The sequence below is a fragment of the Bordetella sp. BOR01 genome, from assembly GCF_019218885.1.
Taxonomy (GTDB): domain Bacteria; phylum Pseudomonadota; class Gammaproteobacteria; order Burkholderiales; family Burkholderiaceae_B; genus Bordetella_A.
Window position 1 is genome coordinate 1,199,818 of record NZ_JAHUWT010000002.1, and the last position, 18,604, is coordinate 1,218,421.

Sequence of the window (18,604 nt, forward strand, 5' to 3'; positions counted from 1 at the left end):
TGCCATGATTTCGGAACGATTGCGGCGGTTGCGCCATATTGCGGAATTCGTGGCCGACCGTAGCGGCGACTACCTGGAATTGGCCGGTATCGAGCTGTCGCTATACCGTTCGGCCCTGGTGACCACGCTGATCAGTTGCGTGGCGCTATTGTTCTGCGCGCTGGGCACTTTGGCATTCGTATCGGTGGCCGCCGTGGTCAGTTTCTGGGATACCGAGTATCGCCTGCTGGCTGCCTGGCTGGTGGCCGGCGCCTGGCTGCTGATCACGCTGATCGCGCTGGCCATCGCCAACAAGAATGCGCCCAGGGAATCCCCCTTTGCCGAACTGAGCCGCCAGGTACGCCTGGATACGGCCGCTGCCCGGAGCCATCATGTCCAAGACCACCACCCAGGCTGACAAGCAGGCGCTGTTGGCCAAGATGGAACACGACCGGTGCGAGTTGGCCGAAGCATTCGGCCGCGCCGCATTGCCAGGCAAGGCATCCAGGGGGTGGGCATCGACCACGGCGCTGGCCGCTGGTGCCGCGCTGGGTTGGCCGCCATTTCTGAAGAAGCCGCTGCGCGCCATGGCCATGGTGGCGGTGCGCGACCGCCTGGCTTCGGTGCTGCGGCGGCGCCATGTAAGGCGCGCCAGCGCGCCGCTGCCCGATGCCGAGATTGCACGCCTGGCGCAATTGGTGGCCGAACTGCGCGCATCGGCCGCACGCTCGGCCGATCCCGGGGACATCGAGCAATTGCGCCGCCAGCTCGACGAGCACGTCCATCGCCTGCGCGCCCTGCAGGCAGCCGCGGCCGAAGCGCCGGTGTCTCCTGCGCCTCCCTCTGCAAGCTGAAGGCGGGACCTAGCCGGCCGCCTGCCGGGCCTGGTAGTGGCGGCGCGCCTTGGCGCGATTGCCGCATGTGGCCATCGAGCACCAGCGCCGCCGGCCGCCGCGCGAGGTATCCAGGAACAGCCAGGTGCAGCCCTCGCATTCATGCAGGCGCGGCAACAGGCCATCGGCGATCAGGCTTTGCGCGGACAGCGCCAGCCGGTGGCGCGGCAGGTCCAGGCCCGCACCGGCAACGTCCAGCAACCAGGCGCCTTGCCGGTGGGGAACCAACGATAGCGTGGCATGCCGCAAAGCCAGCCGGATGTCATTTTCCAGCTGTTGGCGCGGGGCTTCGGGCACAGTCCGGTCGCCTGCGATGGCCGACAGTACCGCGTAGGCGCTTTCGCGCTGCGTGGCCAGCCGGCTGAGCGCCGCGCGCGCGCCACTGCCATTTGCCAGGCGCAGCAGGGGCCGGCGCTCATTGGCGGCCAGCAGGCCCGCCATGGCCAGCCAGTCCAGGACATCGGCCCAGCCCTCGAAGGGCGCCGCATCGCGGGCTTTGGCGGGGCCGCCGCCGGTATTCAGGAAATCCAGGTAGGAATGCCCGCCGACAAAGGCATCGGGTGTCCAGCGCGCTGTTGGCGAAGAGGTATTCATTTAACCGTATTGACGTGTTTTGAAGGTTAGTCTACTGTGGTCGAGACATAACTGTTAAAACGCATTTAAAGGGTTATCATGAGTTCCGTCAACAAGAATGCGCCGCCCATGCTTGCGCATCGCTACGATTTCGAAGGCCAAGCGGTGCGCTACGGGGTATGGGGGCAGGGCCGGCCTCTGGTACTGTTGCACGGCACGCCATTCTCGGCCGTGGTGTGGCGCCGCATCGCCCCCTTGCTGGCGCGCGGCAGGCAGGTCTATGCGTACGACTTGCTGGGCTATGGGCAGTCGGAACAGCGCGACGGGCAAGATGTTTCGCTGGCCACGCAAGGGCGCCTGTTCGCCGCGCTGCTGCGCCACTGGAAACTGGCGCGGCCCGACGTGGTGGCGCACGATTTCGGCGGCGCCACCGCGTTGCGCGCCGCACTACTGGAAGGCTGCGCCTACGGCAGCCTGACCCTGATCGACGCGGTTGCGTTGGCGCCTTGGGGGTCGCCTTTTGCGCGGCATGCCCGCGAGCACCAGGCCGCTTTCGCGGGCATGCCGCCGTATGTCCATGCCGCCATCCTGAAAGCTTATATCCAGGGCGCCGCCCACCGGCCGCTGGCCGACGACGTGATGGCCCTGTACACCTTGCCCTGGACAGGTTCCACCGGCCAGGCGGCGTTCTACCGCCAGGCCGGGCAAGCCGATCAGCGCTATACCAATGACATCGAGCATCGCTACGGCGAGATCGATTGCCCGGTGATGATTCTGTGGGGCGAAGATGACGCCTGGCTGCCCATCGAACGGGGCCGCGCATTGGCGCAGCGCTTTCGCGGCGCCGATTTCCGGCCCGTGCCGCAAGCGGGCCACTTGATGCAGGAAGATGCGCCCGAGGCCATCGTGGCGCACCTGTCGGAATTCCTGGCGGCGGTTTCGCCGCCGGCGCCCCAGCCGGGGCCGGCATCTCTACAATACGGCTCGAACCTGTAGGCGTAACCATAGAGGCAAATGCATGGATGCGGATTTCTGGCTCGAGCGCTGGCGCGACGGGCGTACCCATTTTCACCAGGCGCGGGTGACACCGCTATTGGCCAAGTATTGGCCATCGCTGCAAGTGCCGGCGGGCGGCCGGGTGCTGGTGCCGCTGTGCGGCAAGTCGCTCGACATGATGTGGCTGGCGCAGCAGGGTTTCCGGGTATTGGGGGTTGAATTGTCGCCGCTGGCCGTCGAGCAATTCTTCGCCGAAAACCAGCTGCGGGCCGACGTGCGCGAGGCCGGCCCGGGCCGCTACTACACGGCCGGCGATATCGAGATCTACTGCGGCGATATTTTCGACCTGGGTGCCGACGTGCTGGGCGATTGCGTGGGCGCCTACGATCGCGCCGCGCTGGTGGCGTTGCCGGCCGGCATGCGCGCGCGCTATGCCGCGCATGTGTACGGCCAGTTGTCCGATGCCTACCGCGGCCTGCTGATCACCCTGGACTACGACCAAGACCAGATGGAAGGGCCGCCCTTTTCGGTGCGCGACGACGAAGTGCAGGCTGTCTACGCAGGCCATTCCGACGCCGTGCTGATCGACCGGCGCGATATCCTGGCCAAGGAACCCAAGTTCGCCGAACGCGGCCTGACGCAGCTCGACACCCTGGTGTACCGGCTGCAGCGCCGGCAGGGATAGCGCAGCGATGCGCGGCGGGCGCCGGGTTGCCGTGCTTGCCGTCCTGGCGGTGCTGGGGGGGCTGTATGCGGCCAACGCCAGCTGGCTCGCGCCCGCGCCGGGCACCGGCCCGACCTTGCTGGCGCATCGGGGCATTGCGCAGCGCTTCGATACCGCCAACCTCGAACGCGATACGTGCACGGCGGCGCGCATGCTGCCGCCGCGCCATGGCTACCTGGAAAACACGCTGGCCTCGATGCGGGCCAGCTTCGAGGCAGGAGCCGACATCGTCGAGATCGATGTGCATCCCACCACCGACGGCCGTTTCGCCGTGTTCCATGACTGGACGCTGGATTGCCGTACCGATGGCCATGGTGTCACGCGCGAGCATTCCATGGCGCAGCTCAAGGCGCTGGATATTGGCCATGGGTACACCGCCGACGGAGGCAGGACGTTTCCATTCCGCGGCCAGGGCATCGGCCTGATGCCCGCGCTGGACGAAGTGCTGCAGGCCTTGCCGCGGCACCGCTTCCTGGTCAACGTGAAAAGCAACGATCCCGCCGAAGGGGATCGGCTGGCGGCGTTCCTGGCCGGTTTGCCTGCCGCGTCGCGGCAGCGGGTGATGGTGTATGGCGGCGACTTGCCGGTCGGCCGCATCCGGCAGCGGCTGCCCGACGTGCAGGCGATGTCGCGCGCCTTGCTGCGATCGTGCCTGCTGCGCTATGCCGCGTATGGCTGGGCGGGGATCACGCCGGCTGCCTGCGCCCGCATGCCCGTCTTCGTGCCGATCAACATCGCGCCCTGGTTGTGGGGCTGGCCCAATCGACTGCAGCAGCGCTTGCACAACGTGGGCAGCGAAGCCTACGTACTGGGCCCCTATCATGGCGGCGGGTTCTCGGTGGGCCTGGATACCGCAGAAGACTGGGCGCGCCTGCCCGAAGGATATTCCGGCGGTATCTATACTGACGAAATCGTCGCCGTGGCGCGCTGGATCAAGCGCGGCCGGCAACCCTGACGGCATAACCCGAGAGGCAGTCATGAGTATCCGTATTGTCCAGCTGGGGTCTCCCCGCGTGCCCGGCGAGGGCCTGCGCATCGGTACTGTGCGGCGCCCGCCGCGCGGCGTGCCCAAGGCGGATTTCGCCCGGCGCGATTATTACGATGTCTGGCTGCCCCTGTTGTCGCCCAGCCCCGAACTGGTCAGCCAGGCCAAGGCAGTGGCCAGCGATGCCGAATGGCGCGGCGTGGCCCGCAAGATCCGCGCCGAACTGCACGACGGCGAAGCGGGCAAGGTACTGGATGTGCTGGCCGCCTTGTCGGCCACGGCGGATTTCTCGGTGGGCTGTTATTGCGATGACGAGAACCGCTGCCACCGCAGCGTGCTGCGCGAGCTGTTGCGCGAACGCGGGGCAAGGCTGGCGTAAAGCGTGCCCCGCAGGTGGGTCCTCCCGCTTGCCTGTTTTCCATATTTGAGAGAATATCTCTAATATGGAAAACGCCGGCGCACCTGAAACCGACACTATCGATCGCCAGATCGCGCAGCGCCTGCGTGCGCTGCGCACCGAGCGCGGCTGGTCGCTGGATGACCTGGCGCAACGCAGCCAGGTCAGCCGCGCGACCCTGTCGCGCCTGGAAAATGCCTCGGTCAGCGCCACCGCCAGCGTGCTGGGCAAGCTGTGCGCCGCCTATGGCATCACCGTGTCGCGCTTGATGCGCCTGGTGGAAGACGATTACGCCCCGCTGGTCGCGCGCGATGCACAACCCGTCTGGACCGACGCCAGCGTGGGGTTCGAGCGCCGCTCAGTGTCGCCGCCGGCCCAGCGCCTGGCTGGCGAAGTGCTGGAATGCCGCCTGGCATCCGGCGCGCGCATCGATTACGAAAAACCGCCCCGGCCGGGGCTCGAGCACCACCTGCTGCTGCTGGAAGGCCAGTTGCAGGTCACGCTGGACGGCCGGCAGCACACGCTGCGGCCAGGCGATTGCCTGCGCTATCAATTGACCGGCCCCAACACATTCACGACACCGGCTCGCCGCGGGGCACGCTACTTATTGTTCATCGTCTGAGAGGTGACCGTGGAAACTCCAATCCTGCTTGCGGCCTTGTCGCCCGACGAAGCCGGCAGCCATTTGGCTGAGCTCGGCGCATTGCTGCATGCCTGCGTGCACGATGGCGCCAGCCTGGGCTTCATCCTGCCGCATGCGCCGGCCGAAGCCGAGGCATTCTGGTCCGGCAAGGTGCTGCCCGCCGTGCGCGCGGGCACGCGCACGCTGCTGGTGGCGCGGGCAGGCGGCCAAATCGCGGGCACCGTGCAGCTGGATTGCGATATGCCGTTCAATCAGCCGCATCGGGCCGAAGTGCGCAAGCTGCTGGTGCATCCGCGCTACCGGCGCCAGGGCATGGGCCGCGCATTGATGGTCGAGCTGGAGCAGCGCGCACGTGCATCGCGGCGCCGCCTGCTGACACTGGATACGCGCACGGGCGACCATGCCGAGCCGCTGTATGCCGCGCTGGGCTATCGGCGTGCCGGCGTCATTCCCGAGTTCTGCCTGGATGTTGCGGGACAGCGCCTGGACTCCACCACCATCATGTACAAGCTGCTGTAGCGGCTGCACGAGCGGTGCCGGCGGGGCGTCAGGCGGGGCGGGTCCGGCTCAGGATGAACACGGATGCCAGCACGCATGCAACGCCTATCAACTGTCGCGGCGTGACCGGTTCACCCAGCACGCCGGCTGCCAGCAGCAACGCCGACACGGGGGCCACCGCCGTGAACAGCGAGGCTTCGGTCCCGGTGACGCGTTCGGCACCCGCATACCACAGCAGAAAGCCCGCTACCGTGGGTATCACTGCGTAGTACGCGACAGCGGCCAATGCGCCGGGTGCCAGGGCGATGGACCAGGGCGTCTCGAACATCGCGGCGGCAGCGGCCACCGCCAACCCCAGCGCGCTCATCCAGGTGGACTGCGCCAACGGACGCAGCGGCTGGCGCAGGCGCTTGTTCAGCAGAATGAACAGGCCTTCGCACACGATGGCGCCGAAGATCAGCGCATTGCCCAGCAAGGATCGCGGCTGGCCCGGGTTGCCTTGGGCGGCAATGAAGAACACGCCGGCCGCCGCCAGCCCGATGGCGCCCAGGGCGGCGGGCCGGGGCCGTTCGCCCAGCACCACGATGGCCACGGCAGTGGATACCACCGGCAGGGTGCCGATGATGATGCCGGCATCGGCGGCCGAGGTGTAGCGCAGCCCCGAGATCAGCAGCGCGGTATAGCCCACGCTGCCGGCTCCCGCCTGCAACAGCAGGACGAGCCCGTCGCGCCTGTCCGGCCGGGGCCAGGGCGTGCGCGTCAGAGCCATCAAAGCCACGAACAGCGGCAGCGCCACCGCAAAGCGCAAGGCCGTCGCGGTGAACGGCGGCAGGCCGGCCGCAATCAGCTTGCTGGCGACCACCGTGCTGCCCACCGTGACCATGGCCAAGGCCAGATACCAATATCCCTGTATGCGTCGCGTCATTGCCGGCCTGTGTGTGTGGATCGTGCGTGCAGCCTAGGCAAGGGGCAAGGCGCGGTCTTGTACGTTATTGCAGGCGGCCCCGGCAGCCAGGGTCGCCAGGCGTGTCAGGCTTGCCGCGCGGATGGCTGCGCATAAGCGCCCGGTGTCAGTCCATACAGGCGTACGAAGACATGCGTCATGTGGCTTTGGTCGGCGAAGCCGCTGGCGGCGGCCGCCTGGGCCAGTGCGCTTCCCTGCCGGATCAGGCGCCGCGCCAGCCCGGCGCGACGCTGTACCTGGTAGGCATGCGGCGTCAGGCCGATGGCCCGGGTGAAGCCGCGCAGCACCTGGAAGCGGCTCAGGCCGCTGGCGCCCGCCAGGTCGGCCAGCGAGACCGGCGCGGCCGGATCGTCATCGATCAGCATGCGGGCCTGGGCGATGGCGGCCGGCACGATAGGGGGCCGGCCCGCGGACGGCAGGTCCAGGGTGCCGGCCAGCAGCGCCAGCAGCAAGGACTCTTGCGCCGGCGTGCCGGCGCCTGCATTGGGCGAGGTGGCCGCCGCATACAGCCGGTGAAAGCGCAATGCCAGCATCGCATCGCGCAGCACGGGCCGCGCGAATTCCCGCCAGCCATGCCGGCCTTCGTCGATGTCGGCAAGCGCATGCGCCACCAGCGCCGGCTCGAAATACAGAATCGCCCATTGCCGGCCGGCATCGCCGATGGGCGCGCCATCATGCACTTCGCCGGGATTGACGGTGATGAGATCGCCCGCGCCGGCTTGCACCATGCCGCGGCCGCTGCGCGATCGCTGCGCCCCGCGGATGATCAGGCCGATGCCGAACTGATCGTGCGTGTGGCGGCCGAATGCGTGGCGGGTGTCGGCCTCGATGGCATCGGCGCCGGCGATGGCGCACGGCACGCGCAGGAAATCGCCGCGCGCCATGACGGGACCCTAGCCTCGCGCGCCGTAAGCGGCCAGGCGGCCCGCGGCGCCGGTCAGTTCGTCTTGCAGGCGCCGCATCAATTCATCGGCCGGCAGCCCGCGCGACAGGGCCGCCGCCTGGCCTGCCCACTGCGCGGCGAAGTCGGCGCTGCCCTGTGCCTTGGCGGCAGCATGCAGCGCCTTGCCGGCATCGTAGGTGTAGGGGTAGCCCGGCGTGGGCGGGCAATCGGCGGCGGCGCCCAGGGCGGTCAGGCGATTGGCGATGCCGCGCGCCGGGCGGCCCGAGATCGCCAGGGTGGATATGGTGGACACCGGGCCCGCCAGCAGTGCCTGGCGGTAGGCGGCATCGGCCGACGATTCCGGGCAGGATACGAAAGCGGTGCCCAGTTGCGCGGCCTGGGCGCCCAGCGCCAGCACCGCGGCAATGCCGGCGCCATCCATGATGCCGCCCGCCGCGATGACAGGCAGCCGACACTGCGCGGCCAGCAATCGCGTCAGCGCCAGGGTGCCCAGGTGCTCGTCATGTCCGCCGGGCTGGAAGATGCCGCGGTGGCCGCCGGCCTCGGCGCCCTGGGCAATGATGGCGTCCAGGCCCGCATCGGCGATGTGCGCGGCTTCTTCAGGGCTGGTGGCGCTGGCCATCAAGTAAATGCCTGCCTGGCGCAGGGCGGCAAGGCGCGCGGCATCCGGCAGCCCGAAATGGAAGCTGACCACCGCCGGGCGTTCGGCCAGCAGCACGTCCAGCATGGCATCGTCGGCCACGAAGCTGGTGTAGATCTCGCGCAGCGCGGCCGGCGGCTGGGCATCGAACTCGGCGAAAGCGGGGGCCAGGTATTCCAGCCAGCGTGCCTGGCGGGCCGCGTCGCTGGCGGTGGGCACATGGCAGAACAGATTGACGCCGAAGGGCCGGGACGTCAGCGCCCGTGTCTGGGCGATGGCCTCGCGCGCGCCCGCGGCGTTGGCGGCGCCAAGCCCCAGCGAGCCCAGGCCGCCGGCATTGGACACGGCGGCAGCCAATGCCGGCGTGCTGACACCCGCCATGGGTGCCTGGATGATGGGGGTGGACAAGCCCAGGCGGGCCATCAGGGGTCGGGCAGTATCAGCAGGGGGGGGCGGCATGGCGGTTCCTGAATCGCGGAATTTGCAAGCAACGGTACTTGAATGTGAGTCGGCTGCAAAGGGTGCGGCCGGCAAAGCGGTACGTATCGAAACAATCCTGCAATTTACGCCATCGGGGCAGGCAGCTACGATGCCCGGCTGTCCAGCATTGCCCACCCTACGCGCGTTGACACGGGAGCGCAGATGCGTACTGCATTCGGCAAGGTGAAGACCCGGTTGGCCGCCGGGATCGGTTCGACAGTCGCGGTGGGTACCGCGGCGCTCTACAGCATCTTCGGTGCGGGGCCGCCGGCGCCCGTGGCGCAGTACGCCGCGGGCAGCCAGATCGACGCCGGCCAATGGCACGTGGTGCCGCAACGCGCCTGGGTCAGCCGGCAGAAAGTCTACGACGTGCCGCTCAAGCCGGGCCAGCAGGCCCTGGTGCTTGAGGTCGATCTCAGCAATCGCACGCGGATGTCCACGCGGGACTATTCCAAGCTTTTCAGCCTGCAACCCATACCCGGGATTCCGCTCGAGCAACCGCTGGTCGCGCAGGTGCGCGACCCGCAGCTGGGGCCCTTGCTGCATCCCGGCCTGGGCGAGCGGGTGGCCTTTGTCTGGCGGGTGCCGGATTCGGCCACGCCGCCCGAGGCGCTGAAGGTGGACGTGGTGGCCAAGACGTTCAAGCCGATCGACAACCTGTACGGCACGCCCGGCTGGTTCAACCCCGCGGTCGTGGGGCAGATGACCTTGCCGCTGGAAGCGTTGGCTACCCCATCGGCCACGCCGCCGGGTGCGGCGGAGCAAGGCTCGTGAAGCGCCGGCTGGCGACGCTGCTGCTGATCGTCGCGGCTGGCGCGATCTTGTTCGCCATGCAGCGCAACAGCCCGCGCTATGACGAGTTGACCGGGCCGATTCCCGTGGCCGGCCGCATGGGCCAGACCGTGCACACGCGGCTGTTCGATGCCAAGGTCGAGGGCGTGGAGTTCGCCCGGCAATTGGCCTACGAGCGATTCGGCAGCCAGACCGTGCTTACCACGTCGGGGGTGTGGGCCATCGTCACGGCCGAACTGCAGGCGCGTTCACGGTCGGTCAATGTGGGCCAGGCCGCCTGGGTGGGGCCGCAGGGCTTGCAGTACCTGTTGTCGGATCGCCTGGGCCTGGCGCCGGATCAGCCGCCGCATGCGCTGGATCCGGGCCTGCCGAGGCGCGTGCGGTTCATTTTCGAGATACGTCCCGACCAGGTGGGAGGTGCCACGCTGTGGTTGTCCGAGCGCTTTTCGCCGCGCCTGGATTCCGAGGCGCACATCGCGCTGGATGCCGTGCCGCGCTCGGCCGACGGCGCGCTGGAGCTGAGGGATGTTTTCGAGATCGATCGAGCCAAGGAAGGCAGGCCATGAACGAGCGTGCCGATGACCGCGCGACGGCGGAAGAAAAACGGTGGCGGCGGCGCAGCCTGGGGCTGCTGGTGATCTTGCTGCCGCTGGTGGCGGGCGTGGTCGCGTACGACAGCGCGCAGCGCTGGTGGACGGGCCGCGACCTGATCGCCCGCGAGATCGCGGCCGGCGCTACGGCCGATTTCGGTGGCGCGCGCTGGCGACTGCATGCGTTGCGCATGGCGCCGCTGCCCGCCAGTGCCGGCGTTCCGGAAAACGCCATGGGCGTGGTGGCTGATTTCCGAGTGGAAATCCACGATGCCGATTTGCCCAAGAACTGGCTGGGCTGCGTGATTTCGCTGCAAGATGAGCAGGGGCGCCGCTGGACTCCGACACAGGTGCTGCGGCTGCCGCGCTCGGACGCGCGCGAGTGCATCGCGTCGATCTATTCCGGGGCGCAGGCTGGCGACACGCTGCGCATCCGCCAGGCCTACCTGGTGCCGCGCGAGGCGGCCGATACCCTGCGCGCCACGGTGACGCTGGGGCCGCAGCAGCCGTACTATCTGCGCTTCGCGCAGCCTCCGCAGCGGGTGCAGGTGAAATAGCAGCAGGGCAATAGCAAGGGCGATAGCGCAACAGGGCAATAAGCCGCCGGACTCAGGCGGCCTGGCCGGCGGGTTCCGCGGGTGCCTGGCGGCGCGCCGGTTGCCCGAACGCGGTTTCGAGCACGGCGGCCAGGAAGCAGATGCGCAGCGGTTCGATCAGGATGCCGGTGGACGAATCGCGGAACGGGCTGCCAAACAGCAGCGTCAACCCGTGGGACAGCACTTGCCAGGTGTCCAGGTCGTGCGGCCCGATCAGGCGGCTGGCGCCTATCCATAGCCAGGCGCTGCCCCACTCGATCAATCGATACCCCACGATCAGCGTCACCAGCAGCACCACGCCGGCATTCAGCGTCAGCCGCACGCCGTTGGCCACCGGCAGGTAGCGCGAACGGTAGCCGCCGATGAAATGGGTGATGAAGTCGCGCAGGAATTTGGGGATGGCCCGGTAGCGTTCGCCGAAACGCTCGACGCGGTGATGGATGCGCAGCAGTTCCTCGTCGCTGCGCACATCGTAGCCATAGACCAGCGCGGCCATCACCAGCCACACTACCGGCAGCAGCGCATAGAAAAACAGGTTGACCAGCAGCTTGCCCGGCGTGTCCACCAGGGATTCGACCGGTACCATCCCGGCCGCCCAGGCCGCCGAGATCGGCGTGGCGATCACGTCCAGCAGGCCGCGCAGGTTTTCCCAAAGGTTGTGGCTGACCAGCCAGTCCCAGGCATGGCTTTTCCAGCGGCTGATGACATACAGGCCGATCAGGATCCAGTTCGTTTCGCACAACACCACCACCACCTGCCAGATCGGGCGGCCCGTGCTTTCGCGCAGCCGCTTGGCCACCTTGCGCACCAGCCACGACACGGCCACCGATACCAGCAGCCAGCGGGAATCCAGTGCGTCCAGGATGTTGCCGTGCGTGCCGAACGGATCCAGGTCGAGCGCCAGGCGCGAGTATTGCCGCACGGTATTGCCCAGGAAACCCCAGGCGGCGTAGTAGGCGAAGAAGGGCAGCAGGGCGATGGTGACGGCCGACAGCAAGCGCCGCGAGCCGGCTTCTTGCGCGGGGCCCGCGTCGCCGTCGCCGCGTGCGGCCGCTTGCGCGGCGCGCAGGGCCGGCAGCCCGGGCAGCAGCACCTGGAACATGGTCACGGTCACCACGAGCTGGGCCAGGGCCACCAGCGTCAACACGGCCAGCCCGGCCAGGTGGTTGGCGAAACCGATATGTACCGCCAGCAACAGCAGCAGGTCGTGCGCCAGCACGCCGGCCAGTACCAGGGCCATCAATTGCGGCCAGAAACGCAGCCACAGGCGAAACGTCAGTGCAAACGGCGCGGCGATCCCTTGCATTCCAGTTTCCCTATCGATGGAACCGGCGATCTTAGCAAGCAGCCGGGGCGTGGCGCTGTATCCTTTTTTTTCGGGATGTCAGGGCGCGGCCAGGTCGCCACGGGTCCGCGCGTAGATCCAGAAATCGCGCGGCTGGCCGCGCACCATGCGATAGCTGGCCAGCAGGCCTTCGGGCCGGTAGCCGCAGTGCTCCAGGACGCGGCGCGAGGGCAGGTTGGCATCCAGCACCGTGGCCTGCACCCGCCACAGGCCCAACGACTGCAGGGCCCAGCCGGTGACCGCCGCGCAGGCCCGCGAGGCAATGCCGCGGTTCCACAGGGTCGGGGCCAGGTCATAGGCGATTTCCGCGCGGCCGTGCGCGGCGGCAATCTCGTTGAACCCGATCGTGCCCCGCAGGCGGTTGCTTGCCGCATCGGCAATGGCCAGCCGCACGCAGCCGCTGCCGGGGCTGGACAAGTACAGGGCGATCAACGAGTCCAGGTCGGCTATGCCCGCCAACTGCCAGCTGGTATGACGCGTGACGGCCTCATCGCGCAGGTACTCGTGCCAGTCGGCCGCATCCTGCTGGCGCAGGCGCCGCAGCCGCAGGCCCTGGGTGCCTGCGTCGGGCAGTGCTCCCTCGCTGATGAACGGCCGCAAGTCCACGAGGTGCCCTCAGCGATGCACCAGGATGTTGACCAGCTTGCCGAACGGGTCGCGCACGTAGAAGCGGCGCACGCCCCAGGGTTCGTCGGCGGGGCCGTATTCGATCGCGAAGCCGCCGGCGCGCAGGCGCCGCAGCGCCTCGTCCAGGTCGTCGACTTCGATGGAAAGATCCGGGGTGGGCGTATCCGAGCCGCCTTGCGTGGCGATGCTGACCTGCACATTCATGCTGCGGGGCGCGCCGTAGGTGGCAAGCCAGCCATGGTCCATCAGGATGTCCAGCCCCAGCGCATCGCCGTAGAACCGCTGCGCGGCCGCGATATTGGTGGCGTGAATATTGGCGACGATGCGCTTGACTTGCATGGGATGGCTCCTGGGGCGGGGCACGCCGCGGCACGCAATAGCGCGGTCGTGGCCGGGCCGGCTGTGTGCGTACGATAACGCAGTCAGGCCGGCTGGAGCCCGCGCCGAGGGGTCAGAAGTAGACCTGCGCGTTCAGGCTGACCGTGCGCGTAGGGGCCGGCAAAATGCTGTTTTCGCCTACGAAGTACCAGTAGCGGCGGTCGGTCAGGTTGTCGATGGCGGCGCGCAGCACGACCCCCTTGCCGGCCACGCGGGTGCGATACACCGCGCCCAGGTCCACCGTGTAGTAGCTGGGCAGGTCCAGGCGGTTGGCGGCATCCAGCTTGGCCGATCCCACGTACCTCATGCCGGCGGCCAGGCTCAGGCCCGGCGCGGCGGGCACATCGTAGACCACCTGGCCCGCCGCGACAAAGCGCGAGGCGCCCGGCAGGCGGTTGCCGATATTGGCCGGATTGCCGCTCTTGTATTCCGGGTCCAGCCAGGTGGCATTGCCCTGCACCGACCAGTCGCGTGCCACGCGCGCATTGGCGGCCAGTTCCAGGCCTTGCAGCCGGCCTTCGCCATCCTGCACGTATTCGTTGGCGTTATTCACGTAGCCCGTGCCGCGCTCGATGCGGAACAGTGCCGCCGACGCGCCCCAGTCGGCCTGCTCGGTCTTGATGCCGATCTCGTACTGCTTGCTTTTCAGCGGCGCCAGCATTTCGCCCGCGTTGGCATACTGGCTGCCGACGGTGCTGCCTTGTTCCAGCGCCTCGACGTAGCTGGCGTACAGCGTGGTGCCCGCGCCCGGCTTGTACATCAGCGCCAGCGTGGGCGTAATGGGATGCTTCTTGTAGGTATCGCCGCTGGCTTGGCCCGACGGCAGGAAACTGCGCTGGCGGTACGAGATATAACGCGCGCCGGCCAGCACCGACCAGTGCTCGCCCAGCTTGATGGTGTCGCTGGCGAACAGGGCGTCCTGGTCGAATTCGCCGCCACGGTACATCTGCGGCGTCAGCGACCCCGTGTACGGGGGCGGGCGCGTGCCGTCGAACAGGTTGCCGTTGCCGATCGGCCCGTAGAAGCTGTTGGTGTTGAAGTCGTTGGCCTGGGTCTGCGTGGCGGCCCCCAGCACCACGTCGTGCTGCAGGAAGCCGGTGGCGAATTCACCTTGCACCATGGCTTGCAACTGGTTGAAGCGATACTGATTTTTCTGGTCGTACATGTTGTCGCTGTAGTCGCCGGCATCGTTGAGCAGGTTCAGCGTTTCTTCTTTGTACGTGCGCGTGGCCTGGCTGAAGCTGTAGTCCACCGAAGCCGTCCATTGCGGGGCGAAGTTCCACCGCAGGCCGGTCTTGGCCAGTTTGCTGACCGCGCGGTAGCCGCTGCCGTCGGTAGACAGCCGCGTGCGGCCATTGATGGTGTCGGGTACGCCGCTGCCCTTGAACAGGGGCCCCAGGGCGATAGCTTGCACGGTGCCGCGCGTGTCGCGGTCTTGGTACAGGCCCTCGAATGTCCATAGCAGGTCGGGCGTCAGGCGCAGGTCCAGCGCCAGCGAAAACGAATCGCGGTCGATATTGCCGCGGTTGTACGTGCCGCCTTGTTCGTGGGTGTAGTTGACGCGGTAGCCTAGCCGCTGGTCCGGGCCCACGCGCCCGCCCAGGTCGACGTGCTGCTGGAACACGCTGTCGGTGCGGTAGCCCACGCTGGCGGTGGCCAGGAATTCGTCGGTGGGCTTTTTGGTGATGTAGTTGACAATGCCGCCCGGCGAACCGAAACCGTACATGAAGCCGGTGGCGCCTTTCAGCAGATCGATCCGCTCGAAATGTTCCAGCGGCAGTTCCACGCCATAGTTGACGATGGAAACGCCGTCGATCTTGTAGCTGTTGAAGGCGTCCAGCGGCAGCCCGCGCACGATCAGCGTGGATGGCCGGCTGTTGTAGCTGTTGCCCGCCGCGATCACGCTGGCATCGCGCGCGAACACCTGCCCCAGTGACGACACCTGGCGATCGGCCAATTCTTCAGCCGTAACGGACCTGACCGAGAACGGTGTATCCAGCGCACTGCGCGTCCCCAGCGCGCCGCTGGCCACTGGCGCGGTGGCCGTGCTGGCATCGATGCCCTGCACCACCACCGGAGCCAGGGTGGCAGGGGCCGGCTCATCGGCGCCCAGGGCCACGCCGGCCAGGGTGCTGGCGCAAATGGCGAAAGGGGTCAGAAGCAAAGGGGCAGGGCGCATGGGAAACCGGAAGGGTCTGGAGACGATTCGCCACGGATATTATCTGATAATGATTTTGATTACTATTTAAATATAGAAAGGATTGTCCCTGGCCGGCCGGGCGCCAGCCACCTCGCAAGAAACAGGTGCAGCCAGACCGGGGACGTCGCGGAGCCGGCTGCGCCGGTCCCCCAGCGTCGCGCCCCCCTGGGGGGAGCGCGCAGCGCTTCGGAGGGCTTACAGCCTTTGGATGCGGCCCACGGTGCCGTCGACCTGCACGGGTTCGCCTGGCTGCAATTGCCGCAGAATGCCGGGCACGTTGGCCACGGCCGGAATGCCGAATTCGCGCGCCACGATGGCGCCGTGCGAAAGATAGCCGCCGGTTTCCATGATCAGGGCGCCGGCTTTCAGGAACAGCGGCGTCCAGGCCGGATCGGTGGACGGCACGGCCAGCACGTCGCCCGCCGCCATGCCCAGGCCATCGGCCGGGCTGTGCGCGATATGGATCCGGCCTTGCGCCTGGCCGCTGCTGACTGGCGTGCCTTGCCAGGTGCCGGCCCGCGCGCCGGCCGGTCCGGGGGCGGTGGCGGCCATGGCGGGCAGGGTGCCGTGTTCGGCGATGACCGCGGGTTCGGTGTGCGCGCTCCAGTCTTGCAGGCGGGCGCGCCGCTCGGCGGCGCGGCGGGCGGCGGCGGCGGGTGCCAGGCGCCCTTCGGCCAGCGCGTAGAGCTCGGCTGCGGTCAGGTTGAAGATATCGTCGGGCTGCTGCAGGCCGCCCGGGCCGCCGAAATGCGGTGCCAGCGCGCGCGCGTCGTTGCGCAGCGCTTCCAGGTACGCGGCCAGGGCGCTGCGCGCCGCTTCGCGGTGATTGCTGTCGGCCTGCGCGGCCTTCAGCAGTTGCCTCGCCAGCGGCCGCAGCCAGATCGGCAGGGCGCCGCGCACGCGCTGCCATGCTTGCGTACTGGCCCGCCGCTGCCGTTCGCGCAGGGCGGCCTCATCGTGGCCGACCAGGCCCGCGATCTGATCCAGCAGGTAATCGGGTGCTTCGCGCCAGCGTGGGCTGCGCAGATAGGTTTCGTACAGGCCGCGGTGGCCGTAGCGTTGCAGGAAGGCGTCGAAGGCTTGCCGGAACGGGCTGTCATCGGCCAGCGCGCGGGCCCATTCGGTGCCGGGCCGGCCGGGTTGGCGCAGCCAGGCCAGCGCGGGGCCGTCATGAGCGGCGATGCGCGCCAGCTCGAGCAGTGCATAGCCTTGCGCGGCCGTGACGCTGGGGGGGCCGCCGGCCATCAGGGCCGCCGCCAGGGCGTGGCCCTGGCCCGGGCAGTATTTGTCGATGAGCTGTACCAGGTTGAACAGGGTTCCGCCGCCCGACCCCTGCAGGAAAAACAGATCGTCGGCACCGCGTACCGCCGCAAAGCGCGCGCGCAGGCGCGTGCCCCAGTCGGCCAGCGTGGCGGGCGGCGGCTGCGCGCGCCATGCCGCGGCCTGCTGCATGGCATGCGCCAGCACGGCGGGCGCGGCACGGCGCTGCCGGCCGGCCGCGCGCAGATAGCGCAACAGGCGCAGGCCGCGGGCACCGCGTTCCCGCAGCGCCGGGGGCGGCACGGCGATGGCCGGTTGTTCGCCGCCCAGCAGGCGGTTCATGTCGCGCGGCGGTATGCCCAGCGCGTCATAGCCTTCCCATTGCATCAGCGAGGTCTGCAGGTACAGGCGTCCGTGGAACAGGGCGGCATGCGCGGCACCCGGCAAGATCCGATAACCGGCCAGTTCGTAGCCGCGCGTCAGCATGCGGTCGGCCATGGCGCGGCACAGGGTCCAGTCCAGCGGCGACAGCGGGTCGGGCAAGATTTCGCGGACATTGCCCCGCGACCAGTACGCGGGCTGGCCGGCCAGCGCGGGATAGGTGTGGTGCGCGCGGGCGGTAATGGGCCGTGCCTGCACGATCCAGTAGCGCTCGCCATCCCAGGCCCATTCCAGGTCGTAGCCGCCGTGGGCGTAGTCCAGCGCGGCGGCGGCATCGTGGGCGATGCCGGCCAATTCAATCGCCTGTGCCGGTGTCAGCACGGGTTGCGTGGCACGCTGGCCGGGCAGGGCGCGCAACTCGGTGCCGCCAGCGGCGGCCGGCACGCTGTAGCGGGCCTTGGCGCCCAGGCGCTGGTCTACCAGGTGCAGGCTGCCGTCGACGCGGTTTTCCTGCAGCCGGTATTCGTCGCCCTCGGCCTGGCCGCCGACCAGCGCTTCGCCCAAGCCCCAGTGGGCGTGGATGACGGTATGGTCGTCCCGGCCCGAGACCGGGTCGCAGGTGAAGACGATGCCGGCCGACTCGGCCGCCAGCAGGGGCATCACCACCACTGCCATGCCGGCCTGGTCGCCGGCAGCAATGCCCAGGCCCTGCCGATAGGCCTGTGCCTGCGTGGTAAAGGCCGAATCCCAGATATCGCGCACGGCCTGCAGCATGGCCGCGTGGCCGCGCACGTTCAGCCGCGACAAGTAGATGCCGGCAAACGAGGCGCCGGCGGAATCTTCCATGGAAGCCGACGAGCGCAGGGCCAGCGGCAGGCCTTGCCAGCCGCGGCGGGCAATCTCGTCGGCCAGCGCCGCCTGTACGGCGGCAGGCACCGCGTCGCCTGCCTGGCGCTGGCCGCCGGCGTGCGCCGCGATGACGAAGCCCGCTGGCACGGGCACGCCCAGGCAGGCCATGCGGCCCAGTTGCCAACCCTTGCCCCCCGCCACGGCCGGGCCGGCCTGGGCCGCGGCGGGCCAGTCGAGCAGCAGGGCGCTCATGGCCGGCGCCCCTGGTCCGGTGCGGCCACGCCGTGCAGGAATACATCCAGCGTGGCCTCGAATTCGTGGCGCAGCGGGCCGGCCTGGCCATTGAGCCAGCGCGTCATGGTGGCCAGGTACAGGAACTGGAACAGGTGCGCCAACTGCGCCGGCGGCAGGTCGGCGCGCACTTCGCCGGCTTCCTGGCCGGCGTGGATCAGGGATTCGACGATCTGGTCCAACCCGCTGCGCGGCGTGCGCGCATCCGTGCCGATATCGGCGTAGGCCAGGCGAAAGCGCAGATAGTGCGGCAGATAGGCGCGATGCGATTCGGCCCAATGGCTGGTGGCCTGCAGCAAATACGCCATGCGGGCGGCGAAGTGCGGCAGGGCCCGCATGGCGGCCAGCAGGTGGGGCGCATGGCCGGCCAGGTCGCGGTGCACGTGGTAGGCCAGCAGGGCTTCCTTGACAGGAAAGTGGTTGTACAAGGTGCCCTTGGCCACGTCGGCCTGGGCGGCGATCTGCTCCATGGTGACCGCTTCATACCCCAGCGCCTCGAACAGGCGCAGCGCCGTGTCGGTGAGGTGATCAAGCGTTTGCTCGCGTTTGCGGTGGCGGCGGTTGGGGGCTGGTGAAGACGCGGTCACGGTGGGTTCAATAAATATACGATGTTCAAAAT

Annotated in this window: 21 protein-coding genes; 11 read left to right on the top strand and 10 right to left on the bottom strand. The window is 68.6% G+C overall.

The window, feature by feature from the left end; translation table 11 throughout:
* Positions 1-4: 4 nt before the first annotated feature.
* A complete protein-coding gene (locus KW845_RS13420; RefSeq protein ID WP_218369710.1) occupies positions 5-397 on the top strand; it encodes a phage holin family protein in 393 nt (130 codons plus the stop codon).
* The gene (locus KW845_RS13425; RefSeq protein WP_218369711.1) at positions 372-833 is read left to right on the top strand and encodes a hypothetical protein; all 462 of its coding nucleotides are present in this window, start codon (positions 372-374) and stop codon (positions 831-833) included. The genes KW845_RS13420 and KW845_RS13425 overlap by 26 nt, the downstream gene beginning before the upstream one ends.
* Positions 834-842: 9 nt before the next feature.
* Here the strand turns inward: KW845_RS13425 and KW845_RS29475 are convergent, their stop codons facing one another.
* Complete coding sequence (locus tag KW845_RS29475; RefSeq protein ID WP_255592592.1) at positions 843-1,466, bottom strand: CGNR zinc finger domain-containing protein; 624 nt, start codon at positions 1,464-1,466, stop codon at positions 843-845.
* A 78-nt stretch (positions 1,467-1,544) separates the two neighbouring features.
* Between KW845_RS29475 and KW845_RS13435 the strand changes: the two genes are divergently transcribed.
* The 6 genes from KW845_RS13435 (at position 1,545) to KW845_RS13460 (ending at position 5,709) form a co-directional block, all read left to right on the top strand.
* On the top strand, positions 1,545-2,441 hold the full coding sequence (locus tag KW845_RS13435) for an alpha/beta fold hydrolase (RefSeq protein ID WP_218369712.1): 897 nt from the start codon (positions 1,545-1,547) through the stop codon (positions 2,439-2,441).
* A 22-nt stretch (positions 2,442-2,463) separates the two neighbouring features.
* Positions 2,464-3,126 (top strand): thiopurine S-methyltransferase, encoded by a 663-nt coding sequence (locus KW845_RS13440; RefSeq protein WP_218369713.1) that lies wholly within the window; start codon positions 2,464-2,466, stop codon positions 3,124-3,126.
* Positions 3,127-3,133: 7 nt separating this feature from the next.
* A complete protein-coding gene (locus KW845_RS13445; protein ID WP_218369714.1) occupies positions 3,134-4,120 on the top strand; it encodes a glycerophosphodiester phosphodiesterase family protein in 987 nt (328 codons plus the stop codon).
* Positions 4,121-4,142: 22 nt separating this feature from the next.
* Positions 4,143-4,529 (top strand): DUF488 domain-containing protein, encoded by a 387-nt coding sequence (locus tag KW845_RS13450; protein ID WP_218369715.1) that lies wholly within the window; start codon positions 4,143-4,145, stop codon positions 4,527-4,529.
* 64 nt (positions 4,530-4,593) lie between these two features.
* A complete protein-coding gene (locus KW845_RS13455; RefSeq protein WP_218369716.1) occupies positions 4,594-5,169 on the top strand; it encodes a helix-turn-helix transcriptional regulator in 576 nt (191 codons plus the stop codon).
* A 9-nt stretch (positions 5,170-5,178) separates the two neighbouring features.
* Positions 5,179-5,709: a GNAT family N-acetyltransferase gene (locus tag KW845_RS13460; protein WP_370628210.1), complete on the top strand. Its 531-nt coding sequence runs from the start codon at positions 5,179-5,181 to the stop codon at positions 5,707-5,709.
* 28 nt (positions 5,710-5,737) lie between these two features.
* On the opposite strand, the gene KW845_RS13465 is transcribed toward KW845_RS13460, so the two are convergent.
* From KW845_RS13465 to KW845_RS13475, 3 genes are all read right to left on the bottom strand, one after another.
* On the bottom strand, positions 5,738-6,613 hold the full coding sequence (locus tag KW845_RS13465) for a DMT family transporter (RefSeq protein WP_218369718.1): 876 nt from the start codon (positions 6,611-6,613) through the stop codon (positions 5,738-5,740).
* A 104-nt stretch (positions 6,614-6,717) separates the two neighbouring features.
* Positions 6,718-7,536 (bottom strand): AraC family transcriptional regulator, encoded by an 819-nt coding sequence (locus tag KW845_RS13470; RefSeq protein ID WP_218369719.1) that lies wholly within the window; start codon positions 7,534-7,536, stop codon positions 6,718-6,720.
* A gap of 9 nt (positions 7,537-7,545) precedes the next feature.
* On the bottom strand, positions 7,546-8,655 hold the full coding sequence (locus tag KW845_RS13475; protein WP_218369720.1) for a nitronate monooxygenase family protein: 1,110 nt from the start codon (positions 8,653-8,655) through the stop codon (positions 7,546-7,548).
* Between the two features lie 183 nt (positions 8,656-8,838).
* Here KW845_RS13475 and KW845_RS13480 point away from each other — a divergent pair, with 183 nt between their 5' ends.
* From KW845_RS13480 to KW845_RS13490, 3 genes are read left to right on the top strand one after another with little or no spacing between them, the layout of a single operon-like run.
* The gene (locus KW845_RS13480; RefSeq protein ID WP_218369721.1) at positions 8,839-9,450 is read left to right on the top strand and encodes a hypothetical protein; all 612 of its coding nucleotides are present in this window, start codon (positions 8,839-8,841) and stop codon (positions 9,448-9,450) included.
* Entirely contained in the window at positions 9,447-10,034 is a 588-nt protein-coding gene (locus KW845_RS13485) for a hypothetical protein (protein WP_218369722.1), read from the top strand. The genes KW845_RS13480 and KW845_RS13485 overlap by 4 nt, the downstream gene beginning before the upstream one ends.
* Positions 10,031-10,615, top strand: a complete 585-nt coding sequence (locus KW845_RS13490; RefSeq protein ID WP_218369723.1) for a hypothetical protein — start codon at positions 10,031-10,033, stop codon at positions 10,613-10,615. The genes KW845_RS13485 and KW845_RS13490 overlap by 4 nt, the downstream gene beginning before the upstream one ends.
* Positions 10,616-10,667: 52 nt before the next feature.
* On the opposite strand, the gene KW845_RS13495 is transcribed toward KW845_RS13490, so the two are convergent.
* The 6 genes from KW845_RS13495 to KW845_RS13520 all read right to left on the bottom strand — a co-directional run bounded on the left by KW845_RS13495 (position 10,668) and on the right by KW845_RS13520 (position 18,572).
* The gene (locus tag KW845_RS13495; RefSeq protein WP_218369724.1) at positions 10,668-11,960 is read right to left on the bottom strand and encodes a hypothetical protein; all 1,293 of its coding nucleotides are present in this window, start codon (positions 11,958-11,960) and stop codon (positions 10,668-10,670) included.
* Between the two features lie 78 nt (positions 11,961-12,038).
* Positions 12,039-12,605, bottom strand: a complete 567-nt coding sequence (locus tag KW845_RS13500) for a GNAT family N-acetyltransferase (RefSeq protein ID WP_370628211.1) — start codon at positions 12,603-12,605, stop codon at positions 12,039-12,041.
* 9 nt (positions 12,606-12,614) lie between these two features.
* Positions 12,615-12,965: a VOC family protein gene (locus KW845_RS13505; protein ID WP_218369725.1), complete on the bottom strand. Its 351-nt coding sequence runs from the start codon at positions 12,963-12,965 to the stop codon at positions 12,615-12,617.
* Positions 12,966-13,077: 112 nt separating this feature from the next.
* A complete protein-coding gene (locus KW845_RS13510; protein WP_218369726.1) occupies positions 13,078-15,168 on the bottom strand; it encodes a TonB-dependent siderophore receptor in 2,091 nt (696 codons plus the stop codon).
* A 231-nt stretch (positions 15,169-15,399) separates the two neighbouring features.
* Positions 15,400-17,946 (bottom strand): PEP/pyruvate-binding domain-containing protein, encoded by a 2,547-nt coding sequence (locus tag KW845_RS13515; RefSeq protein WP_218369727.1) that lies wholly within the window; start codon positions 17,944-17,946, stop codon positions 15,400-15,402.
* Entirely contained in the window at positions 17,943-18,572 is a 630-nt protein-coding gene (locus tag KW845_RS13520) for a TetR/AcrR family transcriptional regulator (protein WP_370628212.1), read from the bottom strand. The genes KW845_RS13515 and KW845_RS13520 overlap by 4 nt, the downstream gene beginning before the upstream one ends.
* Between the last annotated feature and the right edge of the window lie 32 nt (positions 18,573-18,604).